The sequence below is a fragment of the Streptomyces sp. NPDC002742 genome (assembly GCF_042888885.1).
Lineage (GTDB): Bacteria > Actinomycetota > Actinomycetes > Streptomycetales > Streptomycetaceae > Streptomyces.
In genome coordinates, this window is sequence record NZ_JBIAQF010000052.1 from 21,724 (window position 1) to 28,009 (window position 6,286).

General features: G+C 71.1%; 5 protein-coding genes and 1 pseudogene. All 6 read right to left on the reverse strand.

Translation table 11 applies throughout. From position 1 onward, the window contains the following. Positions 1 to 151: 151 nt before the first annotated feature. A complete protein-coding gene (locus ACFYW8_RS43675; protein ID WP_389093354.1) occupies positions 152 to 1,354 on the reverse strand; it encodes a helix-turn-helix domain-containing protein in 1,203 nt (400 codons plus the stop codon). 107 nt (positions 1,355 to 1,461) lie between these two features. Then, positions 1,462 to 2,124: an HAD-IA family hydrolase gene (locus ACFYW8_RS43680; RefSeq protein ID WP_389093359.1), complete on the reverse strand. Its 663-nt coding sequence runs from the start codon at positions 2,122 to 2,124 to the stop codon at positions 1,462 to 1,464. Further along, positions 2,052 to 4,022: a relaxase/mobilization nuclease domain-containing protein gene (locus tag ACFYW8_RS43685; RefSeq protein WP_389093363.1), complete on the reverse strand. Its 1,971-nt coding sequence runs from the start codon at positions 4,020 to 4,022 to the stop codon at positions 2,052 to 2,054. Before ACFYW8_RS43685 ends, ACFYW8_RS43680 begins: the two co-directional genes overlap by 73 nt. Continuing rightward, entirely contained in the window at positions 4,019 to 4,297 is a 279-nt protein-coding gene (gene mobC, locus ACFYW8_RS43690; protein WP_389093379.1) for a plasmid mobilization relaxosome protein MobC, read from the reverse strand. The genes ACFYW8_RS43685 and mobC overlap by 4 nt, the downstream gene beginning before the upstream one ends. A gap of 855 nt (positions 4,298 to 5,152) precedes the next feature. Continuing rightward, positions 5,153 to 5,854: an ATP-binding protein gene (locus ACFYW8_RS43695; protein WP_389093368.1), complete on the reverse strand. Its 702-nt coding sequence runs from the start codon at positions 5,852 to 5,854 to the stop codon at positions 5,153 to 5,155. Continuing rightward, a pseudogene (locus tag ACFYW8_RS43700) lies at positions 5,854 to 6,195 on the reverse strand (hypothetical protein); the annotation flags it as partial. The gene ACFYW8_RS43695 and the pseudogene ACFYW8_RS43700, both read right to left, overlap by 1 nt. Between the last annotated feature and the right edge of the window lie 91 nt (positions 6,196 to 6,286).

A 6,286-nucleotide genomic window follows, 5' to 3' on the forward strand; every position in this document is an offset into this window, starting at 1 on the left:
GGACAGACACGGCCCGTGGCGGCGGCGGGAGTTCGCGGTACCGGGCGCTGCCACGCCCCGTGCCGGACCGCCCGGCATGGCCAGCGGGGAGTGCCACGGAGCGTGGTAGCCGTGCCGGTGGTGACCGTCCGGCTGCCACGGCTCGTGGTGGTCAGCGGACGCCGAGAGGGACACCCGCGGCGTGGGCCAGTCCGCGCAGGCGGCCGACGGACACGCCGGCCAAGCGGGAGATGATCACCCCGGGCAGCATCTGGTGCCGTACCCATCCTGGTGCCATGGAACAAACGGCTTCGAGGGTGTCGGCGGCCTGCTGCCAGCGGCGGCACTCCACATGGGTGAGGGCGACGTCGAGGCCGTAGCGGGCCCGGGTGGCGAGGGGAACGGTGTCGTCCAGGCGGACGGTGTCCATGAGCCGCAGCGCCCCTGCGGTGTCGCCGAGGGCGACGGCGATGCTCATGGCCTGCGTGGCGGTGTAGAGAGGGCCGTAGGGCTGGGCGTGTCGGCCGCGGGCGTGTTCGGTACCGAGGCGGGCGCCGACCGCGTGGGCCTGGGAAAGGTATTCGCGGGCGGTGTCCGCGGAGGCGCCACCCCGTGAGGCGGCCACGGCGGCGTTGGTGACCAACTGCCCGAACACCGACAGCCGGTCAGGGTCGTGTTCCGACATCTTCGGTTCGATCCGGCCGGCCTGGGCGGTGGCGAGTGCGAACCCCTGCGCGGTCCGCCCGTCGCGGAGGTTGACCCATGCCGTGGTGGCGGCGAGGTGGGCGTCACGCAGGTCGTCCCCGGCTTGCACGGCGATCTGGCGGCCGTAGGTGAGCGCGGCGTAGGCGAGATCGCGTGAGCCCCAGACGTTCGCGGCCATGCCGGCGGTCTGGAAGACATCGGCCAGGACGCCAGCTGCGGCCTCCTTCTCGCCGGTGCCGGCGGCGTCGTGACGGGCGCGGGCTTCGGGCAGCAGGGCGCCGAGAAGCGCGCCGAGTTCGGTGTACCGCCCTGCCCAGTAGGCGGTGTCGGCGCGGCGGATGACCATGCGGAGCTCTTCGACGGTGCCGGGCTCGGTGTCGGTGGGAATGCCGATGGCCGCGTCGTGGGTGGCGGCGGACAGGATACGCAGGGCCGCCCTCTCGTCGCGGTCCATGGCGCGGCGGGGCGCCTGCTGGCCGAGGAGTACGGCGATGTCGGTTCCGAGGGCGGAGGCGATGGACAGCAGGGAGGGAAGCGAGGCGGTGCCGCCGCGTTCCAGCTTCCGGACGACGCCGACGGACACGGCGGCGGCTTGCGCCAGCTGCTCTTGGGTCATGCCGCTACGGAGGGCCTTGAGGCGTTCCGCAGTGGTGTACTCCGACCATTGCATGGCAGCCACTCCCTACTTGAACGGCCAGGCACGGACCGTACCCACTGCTCAACGGCCGCCGACACTCCCCGGCGCGCGAAAGCCGACAGGATGGCTGAAACCAGTTCTTACGCGGCCAGGACCGCGCTCACCCCGAGTAGACGCTCCAACTCGGCCACCGTGTCGGCCTCATGAGTCGCGAGGACGGTGGAGATGCCCAGGGCCTGGGCCGGTGGAAGGTTCACCGGGTGGTCGTCGACGAACACACACTCCTGCCCGAGAAGACCAAGGCGGTCCAGTGTCATTCGGTAGATCGCCGGGTCCGGCTTCGCAACGCCGACCGCCTCTGAAACGACGTGCACGTCGAACAAGTCCCAGATGCCCGCGTGTTCGTACGGATCGAACGGGTCCAGGCCGAAGCTGTTCGACAGGAGCGCCAGCCGGTATCCCGCACCCCTGGCGGCCCGTGCGAGCGCGACCATGCGCTGCGCCGTGGGCACCCCGGACCAGGCACGCCCCATCAGGTTCTCCGGGTCGACGTGCGCACCGAGCAGAGCAGCGGTGCCCTCGTTCCACACGGCTTGGCTGATCTGCCCGACCTCCAGGGCCGCGTAGAGCCGCCGGCCTTCGGGGTTGTCGTTGAGCGTGGCACGCCATGCCTCGGGAGGGAGTCCTTCCGACTCGCACCACGCGCGGTGCACGGAGAGGGGATCGGCGGTCAGTACCCCCGCGAAGTCCAGGATGAGCCCGCGCGGGGCCTGATGGCTGGTGGTGTCCGTGGGCTGCGGCATGCTACGTGCGTCCTCTCCGTTGACCTCATGAGGGACGCTACCGCGCGCGGTGAGAGCGGGAGGATGAGAAGTCCTGCGTTCCCGGCCCTGGACCACACCTGCTGGGCCGCTGCTGTGCCGTCGTCCTCGGACGCTGGCGAGGTGAGGCCGGGTCGGCTGCCTGAGTAGCGGTGTAGCGGATGCGGACCGATGCTGAGGCACCGCTGCGGTCCATGGCTGTGGGTTGGGCTCCTGTGGGGTGGACAGCTGGGGGTCAGCGTACGGGGCTGTGGGGCGGGCCGGATGTTTCGGGCGGGGGGTGCTGGGTCGGTTGTCGTGTTCGGGTTGTGGTGGGGGAGGTCGGTGAGGCGGGCCAGGCGCCAGGTCAGGACTTCACTGAGGCGGGTGGCGGTGTCCAGTTCGCGGTGACGGGCCGCACGGGTGAGAAGGACGGCGGGATCGTGGCCGGCTGTTTTCGTGGCTGCGAGTGTGGTGGCGAGGGCGGGCCAGCCGGGTTCGGCGAGGATCTGCTCGGCCAGGTCCGGGAGGGCCCGGTGCACGACTGCCCTCTGCCGCTCTTGTAGGGGGAGGGTGAGGTGGCGGCCCTGGTGGTGGAGTGCGGAGGTCGGCTGGATCGCGGCTGCTCGGTAGGCGGCGCGGAGGTGTTCGGCTGCTTGTCGGGCGGCTTGGGCCTGTTGGTCGTGGTGATGACGCTGGTGCCAGTGGTGGGCGGCGATGACGGCCAGGAGGAGGGCGTCAAGGAGGATCGCGAAGAGGGCTCCGTCCTTGGGGGCGGGTTCACGAAGAACTGCCCTGATGGCTCTTCTGGTGGCGTGGGCCTGTTGGTGGTGGGCGCGGATGCGGGAGCGGCCTGCCCGTTCGAACGCGGCGGCAGCCCGCAGGAGTTGGGGGCGCAGGTCGGCTGGTGTGATCAAGGGGAGGGCGTCGAGGGTTTCGGCGAGGGCGGCGATGTGCGCCTGCCCGGTCGCGTCCTCGCTGTTTTCGAGGTGGTCGGGCATGCAGTCGGTGGCCTGGGTGAGGCGTCGCCAGGCGTCGGGTCCGGAGCGGAGCGCCGATGGGGGTGCCGCGTGTGTGAGGCGTTCGGTGATCTTGGGGTAGGAGAGGTCGGGAGCGAGGGTGGATCCGGAGAACCACACCGGCCGGCCGTCCTTGTTGGTGTCACCGTCGAGGGCGACCTTGTATCCGCGGATGTCCCCGGAAGGGAAACGCTGGATCTCCACCAGCACCCCGGAGCCTTCGAGGACGGTGAAGAACTCCTCGAGTGTGGTGGCCGCGGAGAGCGCGGTGCGGGCGGTGGTCCGCAGGCGCTCGCGGGCGGTGGTGGGGCGTCCGGTGCGGCGGGCCTTCTCCTGTTCGGCGTGGGTGGGCCGCTTCGCGGCGGTCCTGTCGCCGCGCAGGACCTGGCGCAGGCCGTATTCCTTCTCGATGGCGGCGAGTTCGTGGTCGGCGTGCAGGTAGTCGTTCCAGTTGCGTGGCGGGCGCAGGTCGCCGCGGACCTTCGTGGCGACGATGTGGATGTGGTCGGCGGCGTGGCGGACGGCGACCCAGCGGCAGGCGTCGGGGTCGCCGTCCGGTGCGATGCCGGTGGCGGTAAAGACGCGGAGGGCGATGGTGGCCCACTCCTCGTCGGACAGGAGCCGGTCTTGGGGAGCGGCCCGGATCGAGCAATGCCACACGTGGTTCTTCGGTGCTTTGTCACCGGCTTGCTTCACCCGCAGGTCCAAGGCCGTGGTGAGTTGGGCGAGGGTTGCTTGTGGGTCACGCCCCGGGTCGGGGGCGAAGCCGTCGAAGGACGCCACGAGGTGGGGGTCCGTGTGCTCGTTGGCGCGGCCGGGCCCGTAGAGGTAGTTGAGGACGCCGCGGGTCTTGTGACCGGGCTTGACGATGTTCGCGATCAATCAGAATGCCCGGTCCCTGTGGTGACGGTCATGTCGGCAGTGGTATCGATGGCGGTGGCCGCCTGACGTGCCAGGACCAGAATCTGCCCCGCCTCCGCGAGCAGGTCCCTGTCTCCAGGGCGTGGCTCGCCGCCAGCGTTGAGGCGGTGGGCGATCTGGTTGACGTTCGTGCCGATGCGCGCGACCTGCGTGCGCAGTGCTGCGAGCTCGTCGACCAGGTCGTCCACCGGAGTACGCCCGCCAGGCAGCCCGTAGTCGCCCTGGAGGTGGGTCATCACGACGGCGCCGACGAAATAGCACCGGCCAGCCCGAGCCGCCGTGCCTCCGCCGTGATCTCCCTCTTCTCTTCCACGCTGTAGCGGACATCGACCCGCGCGGTGCGCTGCACCTTCTGGCGTGCACGACGGCGCGCGACCCGGTGAAGCGCGGCCTCGTCCGCAGCCCGCACTACCCCGGTCTTTGTTCTGGGAGCGCCCTCGCTCCCAGATACCCCCGCCACCCCTGGGACGGGGACCGTGTTGGACCGCCCCTTGGACGGTCCAACGCCATACCTTGCTCCGCTTGGGGCTGCGGCGGAGGGTTCGTCGCTGGGGCGGTCTGGGATTTCGTGGTGTGACAGGTACATCGGCTCTCTTCGGGGAGGTGGAGGTGGTCTGGGAGGCGTCGGGCTGTTGACGCGTGATGGCCGTGCGCAGAGATACCTCGCACCTGGGACTGTGCGTGGTTGCCTCTGAAGCGGACAGGTGGGCGGTGGGGACCGGTCCCCACCGTTCGTTGCTCGGGGGACCGTGCTCCCGACAGCCGGTGTCCTGGTCCCGCGGGCGGGGACCGAGGGGATTGCCGGTCCCCGGTCTTCGCGACGGTCCCCGGCCCCGTGCCTGGGGTTCCGTTTCGGAGACCGGCTTTCTGGGGGCCGTGTGCGCGGTGACCTGCGTCTTTGCGGGGACCGGTCCCCGGTCCCCGGTGGGGCCGTCCCCGACGGACCGTCAGGGGGACCGTCCCCAAGCGGGGACCGTGAGCGGGACCGGTCCCCTTGTGTCCCCGCATGGTCCCCGAAGCCGGTCCCGTACGGTCCCCGGCAGTCGGTGATCTGCGGTTCCCGATGCGGCGGGGGACCGGCTTCGGGGTGGTCAGGTTCGGGTGTGGCGTCTGCGGTCGGGTCCGGTGAGGATGACGCGTTCGGTCATTTCGGAGAGCCGGGAGGCGACGCGGTCCCCGAGTGCGGCGCGTAGTTCGGTGGTGGGGAGGTTGGTGGTGATGAGGGTGGGGAGCAGGTGGTCGTACCGGTGGTTGATCAGCCGGTAGGTCAGCTCCTCGGTCCACTCGCTGGCTTTGGCCGCGCCGAGGTCGTCGAGGAGCAGCAGTGGGTTGCGGGCTAGGGTCTGCAGGTCGCGTTCGGAGTCGTGGCCGGAGCGTGGGCGCAGGCGGGCGTAGAGGTCGGCGGCGGTGACGGCTTCCCAGCGCAGCCGGATCCTGGCGGTGAGGAGGGCGCGGATGGCGCCGTACGCCTGGTGGGTCTTGCCGGTGCCGGTGGGGCCGGTGATCAGCAGTGAGGGGCCCTCGGAGATGCCGGTGGCGCCTGCGGGGCCGGGGCGTCCGGTACGGGCGATCTCGTCCACCCAGGCGGTGACCTGGGGGTGGCTGGCGAGGGCGGCGCGGTAGCGGGCGGGGATGCGGGCGGCCGCCGTTTCCAGTGCCGCGTTCGGCTCGGCGGGCGGGGCCGCCGCGACGGCCTCTGGATCGATGCCGCGGGCATGCAGGATCGCGCCGAGGCGGTCGACCAGCGGCGCCAGGGGCTGGGGCGGCCGCGTGCCTGTGGCGGTCGTGGTCATCAGAGTTCGCCTCCGTAGGCGGCGGCGTCGGCAGGGTTCGTCCACGCCTGATGGGGGACGCCGCGCGGGGTCGCGTTCATCGCCTCGTGGACGAGGCTGGGCAGCACGCTGGGATGCAGCCCCTTTGCACGCTGGCGGGCCAGCCCGGCCCGGACGCGGTCGGGGTTGATGCCTTCCGCGAGGAGAGCCTTGACCTCGCGTCCGAGGTGCCCCAGGACGCTGGAGGGCGGGCGCTCGGCACACGCGGCGACGTATTCACCGATGAGGACGTCCACCGGGACGTGCTGGGGCGCTGGGGCGCTCGCGCCCCCCGAAGGGGTAGTTCCTAGATCCCTGTTCCTAGTAGTGCCTGGTCAGGTTGATATGGGTGTTGGTATGTCGCGGTGGCAGGTGGGGCAGGCGCCGGTCCACAGGGCGAGGAGTGTCTGTAGC